Source organism: Micromonospora carbonacea (assembly GCF_014205165.1).
GTDB lineage: Bacteria > Actinomycetota > Actinomycetes > Mycobacteriales > Micromonosporaceae > Micromonospora > Micromonospora carbonacea.
The window spans coordinates 4,956,560-4,979,493 of the sequence record NZ_JACHMZ010000001.1; the positions used below are offsets into that span (position 1 = coordinate 4,956,560).

The 22,934-nt window shown below is 75.0% G+C and carries 24 protein-coding genes; 11 read left to right on the plus strand and 13 right to left on the minus strand.

Annotated elements, in window-relative coordinates; all coding sequences use genetic code 11:
• Nucleotides 1-10 precede the first annotated feature (10 nt).
• A complete protein-coding gene (dut, locus tag HDA31_RS20580) occupies nucleotides 11-517 on the minus strand; it encodes a dUTP diphosphatase (RefSeq protein WP_043962514.1) in 507 nt (168 codons plus the stop codon).
• 83 nt (nucleotides 518-600) lie between these two features.
• On the opposite strand from dut, the gene HDA31_RS20585 reads away from it, so the two are divergent.
• Nucleotides 601-1,089: a DUF3093 domain-containing protein gene (locus HDA31_RS20585; RefSeq protein WP_074473980.1), complete on the plus strand. Its 489-nt coding sequence runs from the start codon at nucleotides 601-603 to the stop codon at nucleotides 1,087-1,089.
• A 57-nt stretch (nucleotides 1,090-1,146) separates the two neighbouring features.
• On the opposite strand, the gene HDA31_RS20590 is transcribed toward HDA31_RS20585, so the two are convergent.
• Together HDA31_RS20590 and HDA31_RS20595 are read right to left on the minus strand one after the other, a co-directional pair.
• Nucleotides 1,147-2,052, minus strand: coding sequence for a hypothetical protein (locus tag HDA31_RS20590; protein WP_246384502.1), 906 nt, complete (start codon nucleotides 2,050-2,052; stop codon nucleotides 1,147-1,149).
• Nucleotides 2,053-2,282: 230 nt separating this feature from the next.
• The gene (locus tag HDA31_RS20595) at nucleotides 2,283-2,579 is read right to left on the minus strand and encodes a DUF4193 domain-containing protein (protein ID WP_007075406.1); all 297 of its coding nucleotides are present in this window, start codon (nucleotides 2,577-2,579) and stop codon (nucleotides 2,283-2,285) included.
• Nucleotides 2,580-3,013: 434 nt separating this feature from the next.
• Here HDA31_RS20595 and HDA31_RS20600 point away from each other — a divergent pair, with 434 nt between their 5' ends.
• Nucleotides 3,014-3,529 (plus strand): LytR C-terminal domain-containing protein, encoded by a 516-nt coding sequence (locus HDA31_RS20600; RefSeq protein WP_178063931.1) that lies wholly within the window; start codon nucleotides 3,014-3,016, stop codon nucleotides 3,527-3,529.
• Nucleotides 3,530-3,561: 32 nt separating this feature from the next.
• Here HDA31_RS20600 and HDA31_RS20605 read toward each other — a convergent pair whose 3' ends face one another.
• On the minus strand, nucleotides 3,562-4,377 hold the full coding sequence (locus HDA31_RS20605; protein ID WP_178063930.1) for an inositol monophosphatase family protein: 816 nt from the start codon (nucleotides 4,375-4,377) through the stop codon (nucleotides 3,562-3,564).
• A 287-nt stretch (nucleotides 4,378-4,664) separates the two neighbouring features.
• Here HDA31_RS20605 and HDA31_RS20610 point away from each other — a divergent pair, with 287 nt between their 5' ends.
• The gene (locus HDA31_RS20610) at nucleotides 4,665-6,266 is read left to right on the plus strand and encodes an RNA polymerase sigma factor (RefSeq protein ID WP_178063929.1); all 1,602 of its coding nucleotides are present in this window, start codon (nucleotides 4,665-4,667) and stop codon (nucleotides 6,264-6,266) included.
• A gap of 245 nt (nucleotides 6,267-6,511) precedes the next feature.
• Nucleotides 6,512-6,745 carry a DUF7455 domain-containing protein gene (locus tag HDA31_RS20615; protein WP_074474066.1) on the plus strand — a complete coding sequence of 78 codons (234 nt, stop codon included), beginning with the start codon at nucleotides 6,512-6,514 and terminating at the stop codon, nucleotides 6,743-6,745.
• An 84-nt stretch (nucleotides 6,746-6,829) separates the two neighbouring features.
• On the opposite strand, the gene HDA31_RS20620 is transcribed toward HDA31_RS20615, so the two are convergent.
• The 3 genes from HDA31_RS20620 to HDA31_RS20630 all read right to left on the minus strand — a co-directional run bounded on the left by HDA31_RS20620 (nucleotide 6,830) and on the right by HDA31_RS20630 (nucleotide 9,696).
• Nucleotides 6,830-8,563: a DEAD/DEAH box helicase gene (locus HDA31_RS20620; protein ID WP_178063928.1), complete on the minus strand. Its 1,734-nt coding sequence runs from the start codon at nucleotides 8,561-8,563 to the stop codon at nucleotides 6,830-6,832.
• A 223-nt stretch (nucleotides 8,564-8,786) separates the two neighbouring features.
• Nucleotides 8,787-9,437 (minus strand): trimeric intracellular cation channel family protein, encoded by a 651-nt coding sequence (locus tag HDA31_RS20625; RefSeq protein ID WP_178063927.1) that lies wholly within the window; start codon nucleotides 9,435-9,437, stop codon nucleotides 8,787-8,789.
• 40 nt (nucleotides 9,438-9,477) lie between these two features.
• Complete coding sequence (locus tag HDA31_RS20630; protein ID WP_043962508.1) at nucleotides 9,478-9,696, minus strand: DUF3039 domain-containing protein; 219 nt, start codon at nucleotides 9,694-9,696, stop codon at nucleotides 9,478-9,480.
• An 87-nt stretch (nucleotides 9,697-9,783) separates the two neighbouring features.
• Here HDA31_RS20630 and HDA31_RS20635 point away from each other — a divergent pair, with 87 nt between their 5' ends.
• A complete protein-coding gene (locus tag HDA31_RS20635; RefSeq protein WP_178063926.1) occupies nucleotides 9,784-10,710 on the plus strand; it encodes a pseudouridine-5'-phosphate glycosidase in 927 nt (308 codons plus the stop codon).
• Nucleotides 10,707-11,624 (plus strand): carbohydrate kinase family protein, encoded by a 918-nt coding sequence (locus HDA31_RS20640; protein WP_178063925.1) that lies wholly within the window; start codon nucleotides 10,707-10,709, stop codon nucleotides 11,622-11,624. The genes HDA31_RS20635 and HDA31_RS20640 overlap by 4 nt, the downstream gene beginning before the upstream one ends.
• A 75-nt stretch (nucleotides 11,625-11,699) precedes the next feature.
• Here HDA31_RS20640 and HDA31_RS20645 read toward each other — a convergent pair whose 3' ends face one another.
• A complete protein-coding gene (locus tag HDA31_RS20645; RefSeq protein ID WP_074473973.1) occupies nucleotides 11,700-12,056 on the minus strand; it encodes a DUF3099 domain-containing protein in 357 nt (118 codons plus the stop codon).
• Between the two features lie 125 nt (nucleotides 12,057-12,181).
• Here HDA31_RS20645 and HDA31_RS20650 point away from each other — a divergent pair, with 125 nt between their 5' ends.
• Nucleotides 12,182-12,496, plus strand: a complete 315-nt coding sequence (locus tag HDA31_RS20650; RefSeq protein ID WP_246384501.1) for a hypothetical protein — start codon at nucleotides 12,182-12,184, stop codon at nucleotides 12,494-12,496.
• 12 nt (nucleotides 12,497-12,508) lie between these two features.
• Nucleotides 12,509-12,820 (plus strand): YlcI/YnfO family protein, encoded by a 312-nt coding sequence (locus HDA31_RS20655; protein ID WP_178063923.1) that lies wholly within the window; start codon nucleotides 12,509-12,511, stop codon nucleotides 12,818-12,820.
• 11 nt (nucleotides 12,821-12,831) lie between these two features.
• Here the strand turns inward: HDA31_RS20655 and HDA31_RS20660 are convergent, their stop codons facing one another.
• Together HDA31_RS20660 and HDA31_RS20665 are read right to left on the minus strand one after the other, a co-directional pair.
• Nucleotides 12,832-14,076, minus strand: a complete 1,245-nt coding sequence (locus HDA31_RS20660) for a low temperature requirement protein A (protein WP_178063922.1) — start codon at nucleotides 14,074-14,076, stop codon at nucleotides 12,832-12,834.
• Between the two features lie 58 nt (nucleotides 14,077-14,134).
• Nucleotides 14,135-14,719 carry an HhH-GPD-type base excision DNA repair protein gene (locus HDA31_RS20665; RefSeq protein ID WP_178067188.1) on the minus strand — a complete coding sequence of 195 codons (585 nt, stop codon included), beginning with the start codon at nucleotides 14,717-14,719 and terminating at the stop codon, nucleotides 14,135-14,137.
• Between the two features lie 138 nt (nucleotides 14,720-14,857).
• Between HDA31_RS20665 and HDA31_RS20670 the strand changes: the two genes are divergently transcribed.
• Both HDA31_RS20670 and dtd read left to right on the plus strand, forming a co-directional pair.
• The gene (locus tag HDA31_RS20670) at nucleotides 14,858-16,342 is read left to right on the plus strand and encodes a DUF7782 domain-containing protein (protein WP_178063921.1); all 1,485 of its coding nucleotides are present in this window, start codon (nucleotides 14,858-14,860) and stop codon (nucleotides 16,340-16,342) included.
• Between the two features lie 52 nt (nucleotides 16,343-16,394).
• Nucleotides 16,395-16,817 carry a D-aminoacyl-tRNA deacylase gene (dtd, locus tag HDA31_RS20675; protein WP_178063920.1) on the plus strand — a complete coding sequence of 141 codons (423 nt, stop codon included), beginning with the start codon at nucleotides 16,395-16,397 and terminating at the stop codon, nucleotides 16,815-16,817.
• Nucleotides 16,818-16,961: 144 nt separating this feature from the next.
• Here dtd and HDA31_RS20680 read toward each other — a convergent pair whose 3' ends face one another.
• Nucleotides 16,962-17,750 carry a sporulation protein gene (locus HDA31_RS20680; protein WP_178067186.1) on the minus strand — a complete coding sequence of 263 codons (789 nt, stop codon included), beginning with the start codon at nucleotides 17,748-17,750 and terminating at the stop codon, nucleotides 16,962-16,964.
• A gap of 236 nt (nucleotides 17,751-17,986) precedes the next feature.
• Here HDA31_RS20680 and sigB point away from each other — a divergent pair, with 236 nt between their 5' ends.
• Complete coding sequence (sigB, locus tag HDA31_RS20685) at nucleotides 17,987-19,003, plus strand: RNA polymerase sigma factor SigB (protein ID WP_043962501.1); 1,017 nt, start codon at nucleotides 17,987-17,989, stop codon at nucleotides 19,001-19,003.
• Nucleotides 19,004-19,139: 136 nt separating this feature from the next.
• Here the strand turns inward: sigB and HDA31_RS20690 are convergent, their stop codons facing one another.
• Nucleotides 19,140-21,698, minus strand: a complete 2,559-nt coding sequence (locus HDA31_RS20690) for a bifunctional acetate--CoA ligase family protein/GNAT family N-acetyltransferase (RefSeq protein WP_178063919.1) — start codon at nucleotides 21,696-21,698, stop codon at nucleotides 19,140-19,142.
• Nucleotides 21,699-21,729: 31 nt separating this feature from the next.
• Complete coding sequence (locus HDA31_RS20695) at nucleotides 21,730-22,911, minus strand: acetoin utilization protein AcuC (RefSeq protein ID WP_178063918.1); 1,182 nt, start codon at nucleotides 22,909-22,911, stop codon at nucleotides 21,730-21,732.
• Between the last annotated feature and the right edge of the window lie 23 nt (nucleotides 22,912-22,934).

The following is a 22,934-nucleotide window of genomic DNA, read 5'->3' on the forward strand; positions in this document are numbered from 1 at the left end:
CTGTTCGCACTCACCCTGCCACCTCTTCCGGCTGCCCGCCGGCCCGGTCCGCCGGCGGCGGGACGAGCCCGGCGTGCCCGCCGGTCGAGCCGTGCCCGCCGACGCCCCGCCGGGACGGCGGCAGCTCGGCCACCGGCCGGAAATCGGCCCGTGCCACCCGCTGCACAACGAGTTGCGCGATCCGATCGCCACGGGCGATCTTCGCCGGTGTCTCCCGATCATGATTGATCAGGTTGACGAGGATCTCACCCCGGTAGCCGGCGTCGACCGTACCGGGCGCGTTGAGCACCGTCACGCCGAGCCTCGCCGCCAGGCCCGACCGCGGGTGCACCAGGCCCACGTACCCCTCGGGGAGGGCGATCGCCAGGCCCGTCGGCACCAGGGCCCGGCCGCCGGGGGGCAGCTCCACGTCCGCGGCGGCCACCAGGTCCGCCCCGGCGTCGCCGGGGTGGGAGTACGCCGGCAGCGGCAGCTGCGGGTCGAGCCGCCGCACGGGCACGGGTACGTCGTCGGTCACGGTCTTCCTCTTCCGTCCGTTTCGCGGGGTGCCCCGTCATCCTGCCGGGTCGGCCGGCCGCCGTGCGCCGTACCCTGGCAGGAGTGAGCCGATCGCCCGCCCCGACGCCCGCCGCCACCGCCACCCACTATGCGGAGCGGCTCAGCCTGCCGTGGTGGCTCTGGCTGGCCGGGCCGGCCCTCGGCGGCTTCCTCGCGCTGGAGCTGTGGCTGGGCGCGGGCGGCGTGCGCGCCTGGCTGCCGTTCGTGGTGCTGCTGCCGGCGACCGTGGGCGCCCTGTGGTGGCTGGGCCGGATCCGCGTCGTCGTGGCCGACGGCGAGCTGCGGGTGGACGACGCCCGCCTGCCCGTGCGGTTCGTGGCCGACGCCGTCCCGTTGGACGCCGCCGGCCGCCGCGAGGTGCTCGGTGTCGGGGCGGACCCGCTCGCCTTCGTGGTGCAGCGCCCCTGGATCAGCGGGGCGGTCCAGGTGGTGCTGGACGACCCGGCCGACCCCACCCCGTTCTGGGTGGTCAGCACCCGCGACCCGGTACGCCTGGCCGCCACTCTCCTCGCCGCCCGCGACGCCCGCTGAGGCGGCGTCGGGGCGGAGCGGGCGGCGGGCCGGACGGGCGTCAGGGCAGAGCGGGCGTCAGGGCAGGGCGGGCGGCGGGCCGGGCAGCTCGCGCCGCTGCCGGCCGAGGTCCTTGCGGAGCTGCTCGCCGAGGGCCCGGGTGGCCCGCCGGTTGAGATAGCTGGCGACCGCCGCCCCGGTGAGGAACGGGCCGAGCGTGGTCAGGTTGCGCCCGAAGCGCTTGAGCAGGGTGTCCCGCAGCTCCTTGCGGGCCGCCGTGCCGAGCACCGCGCTGACGCCGACCCCGGGCAGCATCGGGTTGACCCCCCGCTGGCTGGCCCAGGACTGCACGACGGCCACCGTCCGCTGGGTGCCTCCGGCGGGCAGCGGGGCGCCGTACACCTCGTGCAGCTCGCCGATCAGCTTCAGCTCGACGGCCACCACGGCGACCGTCTCGGCGGCCAGCAGCGCCGGCGCGGAGAGCAGGGTCGGCGTGACCGCCCACTCGACGGCCGCGACTCCCCCGCCGGCGGCGCCGATCGCGGCGGTCGTCCGGGCGGTGTTGCGCACCAGCCGGTCGGCGAGGGCCTCGTCGTCCAGGCCGGGGAAGTGCCGGCGCAGGGTGGCCAGGTCCCGGATCGGCACGTGCGGGGCGACGTCGGCGACCGCGTCGGTCATCCAGCGGACGGCGGCGCGCGGCTTGAACAGGTCGGCGAGGCCCCGGCCGCGGACCTGGCCGACCAGCCGGGTCAGCAGTTGCCGCCGGCGGGCCGGCGCGATGTCGTCGGCGGTCAGCGCGGCGACCGTCTCGCCCAGTTCCTCCTCCGCGCCGGCGCCGCCCGGCGGGGCGGCCTCCGGCCCGGTGCGGTCGCCGCCGGGCGGAGCGGGCGCGGACCCGCTGCGGCCGCCGGCCGGCGGGGCGGCCTCCGGCCCGCCGACGCCGTCGCTGGCGGGCCGCCCGCCGTCGTCGTTGTGCTCGACCATGCGTCGACCTCCCGGGTGCGTCGGCGGGTGGGGGAACCGTCCTGACGAGTCAAGCAGTTCCCCGCCACCGGCGCACGGCGGTGCCGTGGGCCGGTGGCGCACCGGCGGGTGTGGACGTGCCCGACGCCGGCGACTCCCACAGCGGCGGCCTCACCGATGAGGCCGCCGCTGATGTCGCCGGGTCGAGGCGTGGAGATCCCCCGTTGAGGCGCTGGTGTGCCGTGTCGCGGTCAGACGCACTCGCGGCAGATCAGCTCGCCGTTGCGCTCGACCGCCAGCTGGCTGCGGTGGTGGACCAGGAAGCAGCGGGCGCATCGGAACTCGTCCTGCTGCATCGGTAGCACCTTGACCGTGAGCTCCTCGTCGGCCAGGTCAGCGCCGGGGAGCTCGAAGCTCTCGGCCACCTCGGCCTCGTCGACGTCCACGGCGCCCGACTGTGAGTCGACCCGCCGGGCCTTGAGCTCTTCCAGGCTGTCCTCGCCGAGGTCGACCTCGTCGCGACGCGGGGCGTCGTAGTCGGTGGCCATCGGTTTCACTCTCCCATATCGATATGGTCGCTCCCGGTTGTAACGCCGGAAGGCGCTGTTTCGGTTCCACTGCCGGCCACCAACTTTTGTCGGTCACCCGACCCGGCCACCGGCCGAACCGGGTCCGCCAGAGAAACTCCCCCAGCGAGCGCGGTACCTTACCCCCCTCGGGCGAGGCATGTATACCGCCCTCGCGGCTCAGATGTACGCCCCAGACCTCGAAGTTGTTCCCAATGTGACTCAGGCGACACGAAGATAGGGGTAGTACTACCCGCTTCCCGGTTGGCGCGCCGGCATGTCGGACTGTTTCCACGCGACCGCCGGACAACCGTTAGCCTCAGCGGCGTACTCGGCGGCCGGCGGGGCGGCCCACCCGCCCCCGGCCGCCGCCACCCAATCACCGTCCGGGGAGCGCCAGGATGAGCTTTGCGCGAGTGCGAGCACTCGTAGTCGTCGGTCTGCTGGCGGTCGTCGCCCTGGTCATCGTGGTCGTGGCCGTGGTCCGCGACACCCAGGGCAAGGGCGGCGCGGCCGCCGGCTGCCCCGAGGGCGCGCCGCTGGCGGACGTGACCCTGCACGAGAACAAGGACGTGAAGATCAACGTCTACAACGCCACCGACGAGCCGGGCCTCGCCAAGAAGGTGGCGGACGACTTCCGCAACCGCAAGTTCCAGGTGAAGAAGGAGGGCAACGCCAAGCAGCAGCTCGACGGCGTCGCCGTCCTGCAGTACGGCCCGAAGGGCGTCGGCTCCGCCCACCTGCTGCGCGCGTACTTCCTCAACAACGCCGAGCCGAAGTTCGACATCAAGCGCAAGGACGACACGGTCGACGTGGTCCTGGGCAACAATTTCGCCCAGCTCGCCACGACCACCGAGGTCAACCAGTCCCTCGGCGACCTGGGCGCCCCGGTCGCCCCGGCCGGCACCTGCCCGATGCCCGTCGACAAGTGACGGGGCCGGCCGACCCGGCCGCCTCCGGGCGGTCAGGGGCCGCCCGAGGCGTCCAGGTCGGCCAGCCGGTCGTGCAGCGGCGCGAACAGCGCCGGCGGGGCCGCGATCACCAGGTCCGGGCCCGCCGGCCGCCCGCCGAGGCCGCCGACCAGCAGCCCGGCCTCGACGCCGACCAGCGCCCCGGCCGCGTGGTCCCAGAGGTTCAGGCCCTTCTCGTAGTACGCCTCCAGCCGCCCCTCGGCGGCCAGGCAGAGGTCCACCGAGGCGGCGCCCTGCCGGCGCACGTCCCGCACGTGGCCGATCAGCCCCGCGAGCACCCGGGCCTGGTGGGCCCGGCGGGCCGGGTCGTAGCCGAAGCCGGTGGCGACCAGCGCCTGCCCGAGGTCGGTCTCGGCCGAGCAGCGCAGCCGCTCCCCGGCCCGGTACGCGCCGCCCCCGGCGGTGGCCGTCCACTCGTCGCCGGTGAACACGTTGCGCACCACGCCCGCGACCACCTCGCCGTCGACCTCGGCGGCCAGCGACACCGCGCAGTACGGCAGCCCGTACAGGTAGTTGACCGTCCCGTCGATCGGGTCGACGATCCAGCGCACCCGGGCCGCCGGGGTGGCGTCGCCCGCGCCGTACTCCTCCCCGAGGACGCCGTCGTGCGGGCGGAGCCGGCGCAGCGCGTCGAGCACCTGCCGCTCGACGGCCCGGTCGGCGGCGGTGACGACGTCGGTGACGGTGGACTTGGTGGCGGCCACCGACACGCCCTCGGCCCACATCCGGTGTGCGGTCGCCGCCGCGGCCCGGGCGACATCGACGGCGATCTCCAGCAGTTCCCCGGGTGGCGGCACCGCGCGGTCCATAGGTTCGTCCCCTTCCCGCACGACCGGACCCGTCCGGGTCGCGCGCGAGTATCATCCTTACAAAGTCCACATCTGCGCCCAATCGGCGGTCCCGTCAGTCGGTCCGCCGTGCGGCGCAGGATGATCGCGGCAGACGGCGTTACAATTCACCCTGCCCACGCGCCACGGACCGCCAGCCACCGGCCGGCCCGGGACACGGGGGTCCCTCAACGACATCGCCCGGCACCGTGTTCCATGCCGCGTCGGGCAACCCGGCCGTGCTCGCTCTTCGCCTCCGGAAGGTCTTCGTGACAGAACCCCGCCAGACCGGCGCCGACGTTCGCTCGCTCACCGACACCCTGATCGCCCACGCGCAGAGCGCCGGCGGCCAGCTCACGTCGGCCCAGCTCGCGCGCACCGTCGAGTCCGCCGAGGTGACTCCGGCCCAGGCCAAGAAGATCCTGCGTGCGCTCGCGGAAGCGGGGGTGACCGTGGTCGTCGACGGCTCGGCCAGCCCGCGCCGCCGGGTCGCCGCCGCCCGGTCCGCCACCCCGGCGTCCCGGGCCACCACCGCCAAGACCACGAAGAAGGTGGCCGCGCCCGCCCCGAAGCAGGCGCCGGCCGCCGACGACGCCCCCGCGCCGGCGCCCCGGAAGGCCGCCGCGCGCAAGGCGACGACCGAGGCGGTCGCGAAGGCCGCCGTCCCGGCGAAGGTCGCGCGGCCCACGCGGGCCACCAAGGCGACGGTGGCCGCCGCCGCGGGCAAGCCGGCCAAGACCGCCGGCAAGCCGAAGGGCGAGGGCGCCGAGGGCGACATCGACCCGGAGGAGCTCGCCGCCGAGATCGAGGACGTGGTGGTCGAGGAGCCGGCGGAGCTGGCCCAGGCCGCCGCGGCCGACGCCGCCAGTTCCGCCACCGACAACGACTTCGAGTGGGACGACGAGGAGTCCGAGGCGCTCAAGCAGGCGCGTCGCGACGCCGAGCTGACCGCCTCCGCCGACTCCGTGCGGGCCTACCTCAAGCAGATCGGCAAGGTGCCCCTGCTCAACGCCGAGCAGGAGGTGGAGCTCGCCAAGCGGATCGAGGCGGGCCTCTACGCCGCCGAGCGGCTGCGCGCCGCCGAGGAGGGCGAGGAGAAGCTGGTCCGGGAGATGGTCCGCGACCTCGGCTGGATCTCCCGCGACGGCGAGCGGGCCAAGAACCACCTGCTGGAGGCCAACCTGCGGTTGGTGGTGTCGCTGGCCAAGCGCTACACCGGCCGGGGCATGGCGTTCCTCGACCTCATCCAGGAGGGCAACCTCGGCCTGATCCGGGCGGTCGAGAAGTTCGACTACACCAAGGGCTACAAGTTCTCCACGTACGCGACCTGGTGGATCCGGCAGGCGATCACCCGGGCGATGGCCGACCAGGCCCGCACCATCCGCATCCCGGTGCACATGGTCGAGGTGATCAACAAGCTCGGCCGGATCCAGCGCGAGCTGCTTCAGGACCTGGGCCGCGAGCCCACCCCGGAGGAGCTGGCCAAGGAGATGGACATCACACCCGAGAAGGTGCTGGAGATCCAGCAGTACGCTCGGGAGCCCATCTCGCTCGACCAGACCATCGGCGACGAGGGCGACAGCCAGCTCGGCGACTTCATCGAGGACTCGGAGGCCGTCGTCGCGGTCGACGCCGTCTCGTTCTCCCTGCTCCAGGACCAGCTCCAGCAGGTGCTCCAGACGCTGTCGGAGCGCGAGGCGGGCGTGGTCCGGCTCCGCTTCGGCCTGACCGACGGCCAGCCGCGCACGCTGGACGAGATCGGTCAGGTCTACGGCGTGACCCGGGAGCGGATCCGGCAGATCGAGTCGAAGACGATGTCGAAACTGCGTCACCCGTCGCGGTCACAGGTTCTCCGTGACTACCTGGACTGACCCGAGTTCGTCAACCGCACGTGTCGCTTTGATCACCAGGCGTACAACACTCGATGGTGATCGGCCGGTTGCACGATTGTGATCGTTGACGTGGCACCCTTGGTGCACGGCACACTGTTGCCGCCAGGTGTGACCTCGGTCCCCCGCGGGCACACAGGGAAGGCAAGACCCTCGTCGGGTGTTGCACGATAGGTGAGCAACGACCGACGAGATTGTTCATCGGTGACGACCAGAGGAGGAAGGCGATGACCCCGACCCTCACGCCGCCGCCCGAGACGGTGGCTCCCCCAGCCGCCGATGAACGGTGCGACCGCTGCAACGCTGCCGGCAAGCTCCGTATCACTCTGGCGGGCGGGAGCGAGCTGGTGTTCTGTGGGCACCACGCGAACAAGTACGCGGAGGATCTCGTGAAGATCACCGTGCGGTTCGCGACGGACCCCGAGTTCAGCTGGCGTGGCGCCGATCTAATGGCGAACTGACCGCAGAAGTCCGCATACCGACCACAAGCCGGCCGGAGGCGCCCCACGGGCCCCTCCGGCCGGCTTGACCGTTTCGACCCTCCGTCACAGGGTCTGGACGGTGGCGATCCGCTCCTCCAGTTGTTCGATCGTGGCCTGCGCGCTGGGCGGGCCGCCGCAGAGGCGGCGCAGCTCGGCATGGATCTTGCCGTGCGGCAGACCGGTCCGGTGGTGCCGCGCGGCCACGAGGGCGTTCAGTTGCCGCCGTAGCGCCACCCGACGCTGGGCGGCGCTCATGGGCTGGGGTGGGGCCGCCGTGGCGGCAGGGGCCGGCTCAGCGGCCCGCTCGGTGGCCCTGCGGCGCTGGGCCGCCAGCTGCTCGGCCTGCCGCTTGGTGAGCAGCAGGGAGACCTGGTCGGCGGTGAGCAGACCGGGCAGCCCCAGGTATTCCTCCTCCTCGGGCGTGCCGGCCTGGGCGGCGGTGCCGAAGGACGCGCCGTCGAAGATCACCTGGTCCAGCTCGGCCGTGGCGGACAGGGCCGCGAACCGCTTCTCCAGCTCCCCGCTGGCCTGGTCGTCGCGCTGGGCGCGCTCCAGCAGGTCGTCGTCGAACCCCTCGCGGTCCTTCGGCTTGCCGAGCACGTGGTCCCGCTCGGCCTCCATCTCGCTGGCCAGCCCGAGCAGGTGCGGGACGCTGGGCAGGAACACCGACGCGGTCTCCCCCGGGCGGCGGGCCCGGACGAACCGGCCGATGGCCTGGGCGAAGTAGAGCGGGGTGCTGGCGCTGGTCGCGTAGACGCCGACCGCCAGGCGGGGGATGTCGACGCCCTCGGAGACCATCCGGACCGCCACCAGCCAGCGCTGCTCGGACGCCGCGAACGTCGCGATCCGGGCGGACGCGCCCTGGTCGTCGGAGAGGACCACCGCGGCCTTCTCGCCCGTGAGCCGCTCGATCAGCTTCGCGTACGAGCGGGCGGTCTGCTGGTCGCTGGCGATGATCAGCCCGCCGGCGTCGGGCATCCCCGCGTTGCGCAGCACGGTCAGCCGGGCGTCGGCGGCCCGCAGGACCTGCGGCATCCAGTCGCCGGCCGGGTCCAGGGCGGTACGCCACGCCTGGGCGACGAGGTCCTGCGTCATCGGCTCGCCCAGCCGGGCGGCCAGCTCGTCCCCGGCGTTCGTCCGCCACCGGGTCTCCCCCGAGTACGCCAGGAACAGCACCGGCCGGACCACGTTGTCGCGCAGCGCGTCGGCGTAGCCGTAGACGGCGTCGGCGCGGGAGCGCAGCAGGCCGTCGCCGCCGCGCTCGTAGGTGACGAACGGGATCGGGTTGTCGTCCGAGCGGAACGGGGTGCCGGTGAGCATCAGCCGGCGCACGGCGGGCTCGAACGCCGCCTTCACCCCGTCGCCCCAGGTGCGGGAGTCGCCGGCGTGGTGGATCTCGTCGAGGATGACCAGGGTGCGCCGGGTCATGGTGCGCCGCCGGTGCACCTGCGGCGCCATGCCCACCTGGGCATAGGTGACCACCGCGCCGTGGAAGTCGGCGGAGGAGTGCAGGTCGGCGTTGCGGAACGCCGCGTCGAGCTGGATGCCGACCCGGGCCGCCGCCTGCGCCCACTGGGTCTTCAGGTGCTCGGTGGGTGCGACCACGGTGACCGCCTCGACGGTGCCGTCGGCGAGCAGCTCGGCGGCGATCCGCAGGGCGAAGGTGGTCTTGCCGGCCCCCGGGGTGGCGACCGCGGTGAAGTCGTCGGTGCGTCGCCGCAGGTACTCCACCAGCGCCTTGCGCTGCCAGGCACGCAGGGGCGGGAACGTCTCGAGCGCCGGCGTCCGGGCTGCCACGCGTCAGGCTCCTCTCCGACCGCGCGACGGCGGGCCCCGGTCGAGGGCCACGGGTGCCGCCGCCCATGAAAAGGCCCTCGCGCATCGGGTGCCGCGAAGGCCGGCTCAGCATAACCAGCGCGGGCCGGCGGGCCCAGGCGACGCCACGCTGGTCACATCGACACCGCCCGCCACCACCACGGCCGGCGATCCGGCGCTCACCCTGGGTCAGCGCCGGGCGTCGTCACGAGGCGGGTCCCCGGGTGCCGGTGCGGGGCGGGCGCAGCGCGGCCACCGGGGCGGACCAGCGCCGCCGCAGCGACACCAGGCGCAGCGCGAAGACGAACACCGCAGCGGCGGTCAGCCCGGCGGCGTCGGCCCGCCCGAACGCGTCGAGCAGCGCCACGGCGACCGCCCCGGCGAGGGCCGCCACCGCGTAGATCTCCCGGCGCAGCACCACGGGGATCTCGCCGGTGAGCAGGTCCCGGCCGAGCCCGCCGCCGATGGCGGTGAGCATGCCGAGCAGGCACGCGCCGACGGCCGGCACGCCGGCGTCGAGCGCCTTGAGGGTGCCGGTGACGGTGAACAGCCCGAGGCCGGCGGCGTCGAGCACCAGCACGGTGGTGCGCAGCCGGGCGAGCCTGGGGTGCAGCCAGAAGGTGGCGGCGGCGGTGAGCGCGGCTGTGGCCGCGTACCGCCAGTCGGCGAAGGCCAGCGGCGGCACCTCGTCGATCACCAGGTCGCGGAGGATCCCGCCGCCGAGCGCGGCGACGAAGCCGACGAAGACGACGCCGAACAGGTCGAGACGCTTGGCCACCGCCGCGGAGGCCCCGGAGGCGGCGAAGACGGCCACCCCGGCCAGGTCGGCGAGGAGCAGGGCGGTGGAGGTGGTCACCGCCGAAGGTTACGTGGGCGGCCGGGAGGGCCGCCCGCGGTCACTCGCCCCAGGACTCGTAGATCTCCTTGCACTTCGGGCAGACCGGGGAGCCCGGCTTGGCGGCCTTGGTCACCGGGAACTTCTCCCCGCACAGCGCGACGACGAAGGTGCCCATGACGGCACTCTCGGCGATCTTGTCCTTACGGACGTAGTGGAACATCTCGGGACCGGTGTCGGCATCCTTCAGGTCCGGACGTTCGAGAACCTGTGTGTTCACTTCTGCACCTCCAACTTTCCAGTTTGGCAGGTCGACCTGGCCGGGTCCACCGCAGGCCGCCCCTTCCCGGCCCGTACCGTAACGGACGTGAACAGCTTCCACACCCGCCTCGGCGTCGAGGTGGCCGCCGCCCTGCGCGACCGGCGTCCGGTCGTCGCCCTGGAGAGCACCATCGTCTCGCACGGCCTGCCCCGGCCCGACAACCTGCGGGTGGCCCGCGAGATCGAGCAGGCCGTCCGCGCCGCCGGGGCGGTCCCGGCGACCATCGGCATGGTCGCCGGTCAGCTCGTGGTGGGCCTCGACGACGCGGAGCTGACCCGGCTCGCGACCGTCGACGGGGTGAGCAAGCTCTCGGTACGCGACCTCGCGATCGCCGCCGCGGCCGGCGCGGACGGGGCCACCACGGTCGCCGCCACCAGCGCGGTGGCCGCCGCCGCCGGGATCGGGGTCTTCGCCACCGGCGGGCTGGGCGGGGTGCACCGGGAGGCCGCGGCGACCTTCGACGAGTCGGCCGACCTGGGCACCCTGGCCCGCACGCCGATCGCCGTGGTCTGCGCCGGGGTCAAGTCGATCCTCGACGTCGGGGCGACCCTGGAGCGGCTGGAGACCCTCGGCGTCGCCGTGGTCGGCTACCGCACCCGCCGGTTCCCCGGCTTCTATCTCACCGACGCCGGCTTCGACCTGGACTGGTCGGTCGACTCGCCCACGCAGGTCGCCGACGTGCTGGCGGCGCGGGACGCCCAGGGGGTGCACGGCGGCGGGCTGATCGTGGCCAACCCGCTGCCGGCCGACGAGCAGCTCGACCCGGCCCTGCACGACCGGACGCTCGCCGAGGGCCTGGCCCTGCTGGAGCGCGACGGGGTAACCGGCAAGGCCGTGACGCCGTACCTGCTCGCGCACTTCCACTCCGCCACCGAGGGCGCGAGCCTCGCCGTGAACGTGCGGATCATCCTACGCAACGCCGACCTCGCCGCCCGGATCGCGGTGGCCGCCGCCGACCGCGCCGCCGCATGACCGCTGCGCGCCACCCCGCCGGGCCGGGCCGGGTCGTCGTCGTGGGCGACCTGATCACCGACGTCGTCGCGGTGCTGGGCGGGCCGTTGGCCACCGGCTCCGACACCCCGGCCACGATCCGGGTCACCGGCGGCGGGCAGGCCGCCAACACCGCCGCCTGGCTCGCCGCCCAGGGCGTGCCGGTGACCATGGTCGGTGCCGTCGGCGACGACGACGCGGGCCGCGACCGGGTCGCCGAGCTGGAGCGGGCCGGCGTGGACTGCGCCGTCGAGCGGCACGCCGGGCGCACCACGGGCACCGTGATCGTGCTCACCGGCGACGGCGAGCGCACGATGGTGACCGAGCGGGGGGCGAACCTGCGGCTGGGCGCCGGGCACGTCGACGCCGCCCTCGCCGCAGCGCCCGACGCGCGGCACCTGCACCTGTCCGCGTATCCCCTGCTGGACGCCTCCTCCCGCGCCGCCGGGCTGCGCGCGCTGGCCGCGGCGCGCGAGCGCGGGCTCACCACCAGCGTCGACGCGGCGTCCGCGGCGCCGCTGCGGCGGGTCGGCGCGGCGGCCTTCCTGACCTGGGTACGCGACGTCGACCTGCTCCTGGTCAACGCCGACGAGGCGGCCGTGCTGGCCGGCGGGCTGGACCCGGCGGCGCAGGCGCGGGCGCTGACGGCGACGGCCCGGCGGGTGGTGGTGAAGCGCGGCGCGGCCGGGGCGGTGTGGGCGGACCGGACGGCGACGGTCAGCGTGGCGCCGATCCGGCGGGTGGCCGTGGCCGACGTCACCGGGGCCGGGGACGCCTTCGCGGCCGGGCTGCTGTCGGCGTGGCTGGCCGGGGCGGGGCCCCGGACGGCGCTGGACCGGGCCGGCGACCTGGGCGCGCTGGCCGTGTCGAGCATCGGCGCGCGCCCGACGGCCTGACCGACGGCCCGGCCGGCGGGGCCCGGTGGCGCTACCGGCGCGCGCGCCGGCCGCCGGGAGGCCGGTCGGGCCCGGTCAGGGCTCGGCGTCGATGACCTTGTGCGGGCGCTCCTCGGCGGCGAGGCTCATCGGCGCGGCCGGGTCGGTGTGCCGGGGCTGGAACCGGTTGGCCAACCGGTGCTTCTCCTTCGGCGGCCGGTCGTTGGCCAGCAGCACCGCCAGCCACGGGATGAGCACCATCCCGAGGCCGCACAGCGGCAGCCAGAGCCAGAGCATGGGCGCCTGCGCGCCGACCAGGATCGCGCCGACGATCACGCAGGCCACCCGGACGCCCATCATCACGACGTAGCGGCGCTGCCGGCTGGTGAGCTGGTCGTCCTGGCTGCGGGCCGCGTCGGTGATCAGGATCGGCTGGTACGCCTGACGCTTCACCACGAACCTCCAAGAGGGATCGCCCCCATCCTGTCACCCCGGGGCGTTGATCGGTTCGTCGCGGGGCGTTGATCAGCGAAATCGACCCGCTCCGGCTCGTGTTACGCCCGTGGTACGCTCCGCTCGTGGGCAGCCGGTTCAGCTTCACCGACGAGGCGTTGGCCAACCTGCGGGTCTACGACGTCTCGCCCGGCGAGGTCTGGGAGGCGCTGCACAGCCCGCGGCGGGTCATCCGGCACCTGGGCGACGACGTGATGGTCGTCTACGCCGCCGCCCGCCACGGCCGGCGGCTGGCCGTGCTGCTCGCCGAGGCCGACGGCGCCGACAACGACTGGGACGTGCTCTCCGCCCGGGAGCTGACCGACGCCGAGGCCAAGCGCTACGACGAGGCCGTCCGCCGGTTTCCCGACGACGACGCCGGCCGCAGATTCCGCCGATGAGGAGGCGTGGCGATGAACCGTAACGACGCGACCAAGCAGTTCCACGGCGGTGGCGACCCGCTGGCCGAGCTGATCGACGCCGGCGCGCCGGTGGAGCTGCCCGCCCCCGACACCGACGTGCCGATGGTCAGCCGCTCGGTGCGGCTGCCGCTGGAGACCTACGAGCGGGTGCGGGCCGCCGCCGACGCCCGGGGCATCGGGGTGACCACGCTGATGCGGCAGTGGATCGAGGCCGGCCTGGCCGAGCTGGACGACTCGGCGACGGTGTCCCTCGCCGACGTGCGGCGGGCCCTCGCCGCCCTCTCCCGGCCCACCGCCGCCTGAGCCCCGGCCCATCACTCTTGTGGCCCTTGGGGGCGGGCCGGGCCGGGGCGTTCCAACGGAGACGCGGGCCGCTCGACCGGGCGGCCCCACGACCGCGCCATGTCGCGCACGGCGACCGCCGCCAGCACGGCGGCGGCCGACGCGAGCGCGCCCATCGGCGGCATCCGCAGCGCCAGCGGGGCCAGCGCGACCAGCACCAGCACCCCGGCCAGCCGGGAGCGGGAGACCCGGCCGAAAATCTCGTACTCGAAGCGGGCCCGGGCGGCCAGGAACAACGCGGGGCCGCCCATGACGAACGCGGGCCACGCCGGCTCCATCCGGGCGTACGGGTGATCGATGACCAGCTCGTAGCCGACGGCCGTGACCAGCACGCCGGCCACGATCACCAGGTGGGTCCAGCTCGCCGACTCGCCCAGCAGCCCCGGCGACCGGGCCACCCGGATCGCCTCGGCCAGCAGGTGCCCGGCCCGGTGGAAGTAGATCCGCCAGAACAGCGCCGTGACCAGGAACGAGAGGGCGAACGCCCCGAACCTGGCGGCGGAGAAGTCGCTGCCGCTGAAGGTCAGCCCGATGATGAGGATCGTCTCGCCCAGGGCGATCAGGAAGATCTGCTGGTACCGCTCCGCCAGGTGCTCGCCCATCACGGCCCAGCCGGAGACCCGCGTCGGCCCGAGGCGCGGCACCGGCCAGCCGAGCGCCAACCCCGTGTAGTCCCAGGCCAGCGCGGCGGTCCAGAACACCGCCCGTAGGGTCGGCTGCGGCACCAGGGCACCGGCGAGCCAGGGCACCGCGCCGAGCGTCGACCAGGCCAGGATGCGCGTCGTCACCTTCCGGCGGGGGTGCCGGCGCAGCGCCACGGTGATCAGGAGCGGCCGGCCGATCTGGATCGCCAGGTACGCGCAGACGAAGGTCGCCGCCCGCTCGGTGAAGGCCCGGGGCAGCGCGACGGCCATCACCATGCTGCCGAACATCGAGGCCACCACGACGAACTGGATGATCCCGCGCTCCGGCTCGTAGCGGCTGGTCACCCAGGCCGTCAGCGTCCAGACCAGCCAGAGCGCGAGGAACAGCAGCACGGTCTGCGCGACCCCGCCCCACAGGTCCCGGCGGGCCGACGCCACGTCGTCGATGGTCCGCTGCGACACCCGGGTCAACGCGAAGACGAACACCAGGTCGAAGAAGAGCTCCAGGAAGCTGGCCCGGGGCGAACTCGCTGCGCCCCGCAGCAGCGCCGCGCCCCGCTGGTCCTCCGCCATCGCCCACCCGTCGCCGCCGCCCGACGGGCTCAACGAGCCCGACCGGCGCGGGGTTGCGTCAGCCCTTCGCGGCCTTCGCCTCCGCCTTCATCCGCTGCTTGTGCTCGCGTACGCGGCGCAGCGAGTCCGCGTCGGCCACGTCGGCCACCGACCGGTACGCGTCGGCGTCGCCGTAGCCGCCGGCCGCCTCCCGCCAGCCTTCCGGGGTGACGCCGTACCGCTTGCCGAGCAGCGCGACGAGGATCTGCGCCTTCTGCCGGCCGAACCCGGGCAGCTCGGTGATCCGGCGCAGCAGGTCCCGCCCGTCGGCGACGTCGGCCCAGAGCCGGGCGGCGTCGCCGTCGTACCGGTCGACCAGCACCCGGCACACCTCCTGCGTCCGGGCGGCCATCGCCTTCGGGAACCGGTGCAGGGCGGGCGGCTCGGCGAAGACCGCCACCAGCGCGTCCGGGTCGTACCCGGCCAGCTCGCGGGCGTCCGGCTCGTGCCCGAGGCGCTGCGCCAGCACGTACGGCGAGGAGAACGCCTTCTCCATCGGGATCTGCTGGTCGAGCGTCATCCCCAGCAGCAGGGCCAGCGGGCTGCGCTCCAGCAGCCGGTTGGCCTCGGGGTCGATGGGCAGCGAGAACGTCATGCCGTCCATCCTGCCGCCCCGCCGCGACGCCGCGACGCCGACTCCCCGGGCGTGGGCCGCCGGACGGTCCCGCCGGCTCGCGCCCAGGAAGTCGGATTCCGGGGCGGCGGTGACGCCTGCCGCCACGGCGGCAGGCAGGATGGCGACGTGGACGAACACGACATGCTGCTCTCCCCCGCCGGCGTCGAGGCGCTCCGCACGGCGCTGTCCCGCGCCGCGTACACCTCGAACGGCATCGCCGACCGGCTCGGACCGCAGGCGACCGGCGGGATCGCCCGCAACGACTTCCGGGCGGCCCTGCGCGCCACCGCCGACCGCGACCCGCTGGCCACCCTCATCCGGGTGTTCATCTGCGACCAGACCGAGCCGGAGGCCGCGGTGGCCGCCGCGCTCGCCCCGCTGACCGTGGCCGAGGCGCTGGCCGGGGGCCTGGTCGAGCGGCACGGCGACGGGCTGCGCGCGGGCGTCGACCTGGAGCCGTACGCCGACGACTGGTGGGTCCTCGCCGACCTGCCGGTCAGCTCCCGGCCGGGCCGGCCGCTGCACGCCGAGCACGTGCTCGGCATCGGCGGGGCGACCCAGACGCTGATCGGGGCGGCCGTGCGCCGGCCGGTGGAGACCGCGCTCGACCTGGGCACCGGCTCCGGGGTGCAGGCGCTGCACCTGGCCACCCACGCCCGCCGGGTCACCGCCACCGACGTCTCCGAGCGGGCGCTGCGCTTCGCCGCCACCACGGCCGCGCTCAACGGCCAGGACTGGGAGCTGCTGCGCGGGGACCTGGTCGCCCCGGTCGCCGGACGCAGGTTCGACCTGGTGGTCAGCAACCCGCCGTTCGTGGTCGGCCCCGGCACCACCACCCACGTGTACCGGGACTCGGGCCGGGTCGGCGACGCGATCGGCGCCGAGCTGGCCGCCGCCGCACCAGGGCTGCTCACCGAGGGCGGCACCATGCAGTACCTGGCCAACTGGGTGCACGTCACCGGGGAGGACTGGGGCGAGCGGGTGGCCGGCTGGTTCGCCGGCACCGGCCTGGACGCCTGGGTCATCCAGCGGGAGGTCGCCGACCCGATGGCGTACGTCAACCTGTGGCTGACCGACGTCGGCGAGGCCGCCGACCCGCACCGGGCGGCGGCCTGGCTCGACTGGTTCGACGCGCACAAGGTGGAGGCGGTCGGCTTCGGCATCGTCTCGCTGCGTCGCGGCGGCCACGCCGACCCGGTGGTGCGGATCGAGGACCTGCGGCAGCGGGTGGAGCCGCCGATGGGCGAGCGGATCGCCGCCTGGTTCGACCGCCAGGACTGGCTCCGGGCACGCGGTGCCGACGGGCTGCTCGACGCGCGCTACCGGGCCGCCGAGGGGCTCCAGCTGCGGCAGGAGGCGACGATGGGCGACGAGGGCTGGGCGGTGGACCGGCAGGTCCTGGCGATGCCGCACGGGCTGCGCTGGACGGAGGAGATCGACCCGCTGGTGCTGGCCCTGGTCGGCGGCGCGGACGGCCGGCTGCCGCTGCGCGACCAGCTCGCCCTGCTCGCCGCCGCGCACGACGTGGCCCCCGAGGAGCTGGCCGAGGCGGCCGGCCCGATCGTGGCGCACCTGGTGGAACGCGGCATCGTCGAGCCGGTGAGCGACTGATGCGCGCGCTGAGACAGCCGCGGATGCCGGCGGCGGCGCGGGCGGTGCGCTGATGCGGGCGGTCGTGCAGACCGTCGGCCGGGCCAGCGTCACGGTCGACGGGGAGGTCGTCGGCGCGGTCACCGACGGGCTGCTGGTGCTGCTCGGGGTGACCCACACCGACACCGGGGAGACGGCCCGCACCATGGCCCGCAAGATCCACGAGCTGCGCGTCCTGGACGACGAGCGCAGCGCGGCGGACACCGGCGCCGGCATCCTGGTGGTCAGCCAGTTCACCCTCTACGGCGACGCCCGCAAGGGCCGCCGCCCGAGCTGGACCGCCGCCGCCCCCGCCGAGGTCGCCGAGCCCCTGGTCGAGGCGGTCGTGGCGGCCCTGCGCGAGCGTGGCGCCCCGGTGCAGACGGGCCGCTTCCGCGCCCACATGCTGGTGGAGAGCGTCAACGTGGGCCCCCGCACCCTCCTCCTGGACCTCTGACGCCCGCACCAACCCCAGCCACCCGCCCCCGCCCCCGCGACCCCTCTCGTCGATCAAGAGGTTGGCGTCATGATCCGTGCTCCGGGTGACGCAGACCTCTTGATCGACGTGGGGACTCGGGGGTCGGGGCGGGGTCGGGTCGGGTCAGAAGAAGAGGCCGCGGCGCTGGATGGACTGGCGGAGCCAGCCGTCGAGCTGGGCGGCCCAGTCGGTGTTGTGCACGGTGGCGTGGTCGACGCTGAACCGGCCGAAGGCGTCCCGCCCCTCGGTGAACACGCCGCCCCGCTTGTCGATCTCCAGCACCACCTGCACTTGCTGCGGGTCGGTGACGAAGGTGACCTCCAGCTGGTTGATCGCCTGGGCGTACTGGGGGGCCGGGTAGAACTCGATCTCCTGGTAGAACGGCAGGTGCTGGCGTACCCCGTAGATGTGGCCCCGCTCGACGTCGGCGCGGGCGAACCGGAAGCCCAGCCGCAGCAGCGCCTCCAGCAGCGCCTCCTGGGCCGGCAGCGGGTGCACCGCCACCGCGTCCAGGTCGCCCTTGTCGACCGCCCGCGCCACCTCCAGCTCCGTACGCAGCCCCATCGTCATCCCGTGCAGGTGCTGCCCGTACAGCTCGGTGAGCGGGGTCTCCCACGGCACGTCGAAGCGGAACGGGACGTCGTAGCGCTGCCCCGGCTCCAGCCGGAACGCCCCGGTCACCTGGCGACGGTGGAACTCCTGGGTGGTCTCGTACTCGCTGTCGCCGCTCTCCACCTCGACCCGGGTGACCAGGCCCAGCGCGACGTAGTCGATGTCGACCGCGTGCTCGCCGCCGGCCACGTGCACGACGCCCTCCAACTGACCGCCCGGACGGCAGTTCGGATTGCTCAGCACCGTCTCCACCGACGGACCGCCCACACCCATCGCCTGCATGAGCCGCTTGAAGACCACGACGCCCTCCACCCTCTCGAAGATCGGCCGTTGCACGTCCGACCTGCTGATTCGGCCCGAACGGCCGACTGCCGGCACGGTAGCCGGGCCTGGCAAGGTCATACCCCGGTACCCCTATCCGCTGTCGGTTCCCCGATCGCCTCACTCCCGTTTCACGTCCCGGTTGCCAGAGTGTGTGTCACCGGCGCCGCTGGGCCGGCAACGCGGCACAGACGTGGACACGGGGAGAGACAGAGATGGTCCTTCAGATGATCGAGAACCAGATCGGCCCGGCCGTCACCACCGACGCCGAGGCTGCCGCCGACACCCTGACCGACCTCGACGCCACCGACGAGCGCGGCGTCTCCACGGACCTGGTCCGGGCATACCTCAACGGCATCGGGCGCACCAAGCTGCTCACCGCCGAGCAGGAGGTGGTGCTCGCCAAGCGGATCGAGGCCGGGCTGTTCGCCGAGGAGAAGCTGGCCACCTGCACGCCCGTCTCGACGGAGCTGCGCGCCGACCTGGAGATCGTCGTCGCCGAGGGGCGCACGGCCAAGGACCACCTGCTGGAGGCCAACCTGCGCCTCGTCGTCAGCATCGCCAAGCGGTACACCGGCCGGGGCATGGCGTTCCTCGACCTCATCCAGGAGGGCAACCTCGGCCTGATCCGGGCGGTCGAGAAGTTCGACTACACCAAGGGCTTCAAGTTCTCCACGTACGCGACCTGGTGGATCCGGCAGGCGATCACCCGGGCGATGGCCGACCAGGCCCGCACCATCCGCATCCCGGTGCACATGGTCGAGCAGGTCAACCGGATGGTCCGGGCCCGCCGCGAGCTGGCCGTCACGCTGGGCCGCGAGCCCACCGTCGCCGAGGTCGCCCGCGCCATGGACGTCCCCGAGTTCCAGGTCATCGAGCTGATCTCGTACGACCGGGAGCCGGTCAGCCTCGACCAGGCCGTCGGCGAGGACGGCGAGAGCGCCCTGGGCGACTTCGTCGCCGCCGTCGACCCGGCCGCCGAGCCCGGTGCGGCCGCCGCCGACGGCGAGCTGCGCAACGAGGTGCAGATCGTGCTCGCCACCCTGTCCCAGCGGGAGCAGGCCGTGATCCGGCTCCGCTTCGGCCTGGACGACGGCCGGCAGCGCACCCTCGACGAGGTGGGCAAGGAGTTCGGCCTGTCCCGGGAGCGGATCCGGCAGATCGAGAAGGTCACGCTGCTCAAGCTGCGCGCCCCGGAGCGGGCGCAGCGGCTGGAGGCGTACGCCTGCTGAAGCGGCACGCGTAGGGAGGGGCCCCGGCGGTTCGCCGGGGCCCTCGCGCATGCGGTGCGGCGCTGGGCGGGCGCGGGCCCAGCGGTGTTAGGAGGGGGCCCTTCCTATACAGAAGGCGTTAACAAGGTGCCCTTCCTTACAGGCGGCGGGGGCCCGTGTCGGGGCGGGCGCCCGCCGCGCCGACGCCCACCGTGGCGTGCAGCACCGAGATGCCGTCCGGGCGGGCCAGCACCGGGTTGAGGGTGAGCGAACGCACCCGGGGCTGCTCGTCGGCGAGCCGCCCCACCCGCAGCAGCAGCTCCGCCAGGGCGGCCCGGTCCACCGGCGCGGCCCCCCGGTGCCCGCGCAGCAGCGGCGCGGCCCGGGGCGCGTCGACCAGCTCGGCGGCGTCGGCGTCGGTCAGCGGCACCGCCCGCCACGCCCGGTCGCCGAGCAGCTCGGTGGCGACGCCGCCGAGGCCGAAGCCGACCACCGGCCCGAACGCCGGGTCCTCCACCAGCTCCACCACGCAGGGCACGCCGGGCGGGACCATCGCCTGCACCAGGACGTCCGCGCCGAAGACCGTCGACATCTCCGCGTACGCCCGGCGCACCGCCGCCGCGTCGGCCAGGTCGAGCCGGACCGCGCCGAGGTCGAGGCGGTGCCGCAGCCCGGGGGCGGCCGCCTTCAGCGCCACCGGGCAGCCCAGCGCCCCGGCGGCGGCGACCGCCTCGTCGGCCGACCCGGCGCGCACCGACGGCACCACGTCGATACCGTACGCGCCCAGCAGCCCCGCCGGGTCGGCCCCGTCGGCGCGCAGCGCGGCGGCCGCGGCGGCGGGGTCGACGCGGGGCAGCTCGGGCAGCGCGCCGGGCGGCCGGCGCAGCCAGTCGGCGTACGCGGCGACCCGGGCCAGGGCCCGCACCGCCTCCTCCACGCTCGGATACGCCGGCACCCCCGCCGGCACGCGCCCGGCGAGGAAGGTCGCCACCACCGGCTTGCCGGCGTCGAGCGCGCCGGGCAGGGCGGCGGCGAAGTCGGCCCCGGTGTCGGTGAGCTGGCCGGGCAGTGGCGGGGCGAAGACCGCGACGAGGGCGTCCACGTGCGCGTCGGCGGCGGCCGCGCCGAACGCGGCGGCGAACTCGGCCGCCCCGGCCCGGGGGCCCACGTCGGACGGGTAGCCGGCCGCCACCGTCAGCCCCTGCGCGGCGCAGGCGGTGGCGGCCAGCCCGGTCAGCGCCGAGGAGTTGCCGACCACGGCGACCCGCCGCCCGGCGGGCCGGGGCTGGTGGGCCAGCAGCACGCCGACGTCGAGCAGCTCGGCGACCGTGTCGACCCGGATCACCCCGGACTGGGCGAACAGGGCGTCGACCGCGACCGCGTCGGGGCCGGGCGCGTCGCCGTTCAGGCCGGGCGGGCGGGCCGGGGACGCCAGCGCCACCACCGGCTTGTCCCGGCCGATCCGCCGGGCCAGCCGGGCGAACTTGCGCGGGTTGCCGAACGTCTCCAGGTACAACATGATCACGTCGGTGCCGGGGGCGTCCTGCCAGTATTGAAGCAGGTCGTTGCCGGAGACGTCGGCCCGGTTGCCGGCCGAGACGAAGCTGGACAGGCCGAGGCCCCGCCGGGCCGCCTCGGCCAGCAGCGCCACCCCGAACGCGCCGGACTGGCTGAAGATGCCCACCCGGCCGGGGGCCGGCAGCGCGGGCGCGAGGGTCGCGTTGAGGCGTACCTGGTCGGCGGTGTTGGCCACGCCCAGGCAGTTCGGGCCGACGACCCGCATCCCGGCGGCGTGCGCGGCGCGGACCAGGGCCCGCTGGGCCGCCGCGCCGTCCGCGCCGGCCTCGGCGAAGCCGGCCGAGATCACCACCAGGCCGTGCGCGCCGGCCGCCGCCGCGTCGGCCACCACCGCGCCCACCGCCTCCGGGGCCACCGCGACCACCGCCAGGTCGATCGCGTGGCCGGCGTCGACCGCCGACGGGTACGCGGGCAGCCCCGCCACCGTCGCCGCGCCCGGGTGCACCGGCACGACCGGCCCCGGGTACCCGCCGTCGCGCAGGTGCCCGAGCAGCGCCGCGCCGACGCCCTGCCCGGTGGCGCTCGCGCCGTAGACGGCCACGCCCCGGGGGGCCAGCAGCCGGGCGATGGAGCGGGCCTCGGTGCGGTGCTCCCGACCCCGCTGCACCGCCAGCGTCGCCTCGGTCGGCGCGATCGGGAAGCTCAGGTGCACCACGCCGTCGGCGTACTGGCGTTGGACCTGGTAGCCGAAGTCGGCGAAGACCCGCAGCATCGCCCCGTTGGCCGGGAGCACCTCGGCGACGAAACGCACGATCCCGACCCGCCGGGCGGCGTCGGCCAGGTGCTCCAGCAGCACCGAGCCGATCCCCCGCCCCTGGTGGGCGTCCTCCACCACGAACGCCACCTCGGCCTCGGGGGCCTGCGGGCCGAGCCGTTCGTAGCGGCCCACGGCGACGATCCGCCCGGCGGCGAGCACCACGAACGCCTCCCGGTCGACGTGGTCGACGTGCACGAAGCGGTTCAGGTCCCGCTCCGGGATGCGCGGGTACGGCGAGAAGTAGCGCAGGTAGCGGGTGCGCTCCGAGAAGCGGGCGTGCATCGCCACGATCCCGGGCGCGTCGTCCGGGCGGATCGGGCGCAGCCCGACGGTGCTGCCGTCGCTGAGCAGCACGTCCACCGGCTGGTCGACTGTGGTCACCGGTTCCGGCCCCTCCCCGGGCGCAGCCCGGTCAGTCCCGCGGGTCGTGCGGGTCGAGGCCGAGCAGCGGGAACACCGCCTTGCGGGTCGCCGCGATGGCCCGGTCCACCGGGTTCGGCTCGCCGGTCGGCTGCCACGGCGCGAACGCGGGGTCGGCGTCGTCGGTCATCCGCAGCGGCACCTCCCGGCCGGGGCGGCGGGCGGCGGCGAGGCCGCGCCAGCCGGGCGGGGTGAGCGTCGCCGGGTCGATCGGGTCGCCGGTCGCCACCGCGAGCAGGTGGGTCCAGGCGCGGGGCACCACCTCGACGAGGGCGTACCCGCCGCCGCCGGTGGCCACCCAGCGGCCGTCGCACAGCTCGTCGGCAAGCGCCCGCAACGCCAGGTAGGTGGCGCGCTGCCCGTCGACGCTCAGGTGCAGGTCGGCGAGAGGGTCGATGCGGTGCCCGTCCGCCCCGCACTGGGTCACCAGAAGCTGCGGCCGGAACGCCCGCAGCACCGACGGCACCACCGCGTGGAACGCGCGCAGCCAGCCGGCGTCGTCGACCCCGGGCGGCAGCGGCACGTTCACGGCGCTGCCCGGCGCGCCCGGGCCGCCCGTCTCGTCGGGGAACCCGGTGCCGGGGAACAGGGCGAGCGGGGTCTCGTGCAGGCTGACGGTGAGCACCCGGGGGTCGTCCCAGAAGATGGCCTGCACGCCGTCGCCGTGGTGCACGTCCACGTCGACGTACGCGATCCGCTCCGCGCCGAGGTCGAGCAGGCGGGCGATGGCCACCGCCGGGTCGTTGTAGACGCAGAACCCGGCGGCGCGGGCCGGCATGGCGTGGTGCAGCCCGCCGGCCACGTTGACGGCCCGCCGCGCCTCGCCCCGCCACACCGCCTCGGCGGCGGCCACGGTGGCCCCGGCGACCAGCGCGCTGGACTCGTGCATCCCCTCGAAGACCGGATTGTCCGATGTGCCCAGCCCGAACCCGGCGAAGAGCGGGTCGCGGGGGGCGACGCGGACGGCGTCGAGGTAGCGCGGGTCGTGCACCCGGGTCAGCAGGGCCTCGCCGGCCGGCTCCGGCCGGACCAGCCGCACCCCGGGCCGGCCCAGGACGCCCAGCTCCCCGGCGAGCGCGACGGTCAGCTCGACCCGCACCGGGTCGAGCGGATGGTCGCCCATGTCGTAGGCGAGCAGCGCCTCGTCCCACACCACCACCGTGTCCTCGGACATGGGGCCATCGTCGCACGGGCCAC

Coding starts and splice junctions, on each gene's coding strand:
- HDA31_RS20605 (WP_178063930.1), bottom strand. CDS start 4,377: ATGGACCGCGCGGTGCCGCCACCCGGGGAACTGCTGGAGATCGCCGTC.
- HDA31_RS20665 (WP_178067188.1), bottom strand. CDS start 14,719: ATGGACGGCATGACGTTCTCGCTGCCCATCGACCCCGAGGCCAACCGG.
- sigB (WP_043962501.1), top strand. CDS start 17,987: ATGGTCCTTCAGATGATCGAGAACCAGATCGGCCCGGCCGTCACCACC.
- HDA31_RS20615 (WP_074474066.1), top strand. CDS start 6,512: ATGACCCCGACCCTCACGCCGCCGCCCGAGACGGTGGCTCCCCCAGCC.
- HDA31_RS20590 (WP_246384502.1), bottom strand. CDS start 2,052: ATGGTCGAGCACAACGACGACGGCGGGCGGCCCGCCAGCGACGGCGTC.
- HDA31_RS20595 (WP_007075406.1), bottom strand. CDS start 2,579: ATGGCCACCGACTACGACGCCCCGCGTCGCGACGAGGTCGACCTCGGC.
- HDA31_RS20660 (WP_178063922.1), bottom strand. CDS start 14,076: ATGGCGGAGGACCAGCGGGGCGCGGCGCTGCTGCGGGGCGCAGCGAGT.
- HDA31_RS20640 (WP_178063925.1), top strand. CDS start 10,707: ATGACCGCTGCGCGCCACCCCGCCGGGCCGGGCCGGGTCGTCGTCGTG.
- dtd (WP_178063920.1), top strand. CDS start 16,395: ATGCGGGCGGTCGTGCAGACCGTCGGCCGGGCCAGCGTCACGGTCGAC.
- HDA31_RS20655 (WP_178063923.1), top strand. CDS start 12,509: ATGAACCGTAACGACGCGACCAAGCAGTTCCACGGCGGTGGCGACCCG.
- HDA31_RS20695 (WP_178063918.1), bottom strand. CDS start 22,911: ATGTCCGAGGACACGGTGGTGGTGTGGGACGAGGCGCTGCTCGCCTAC.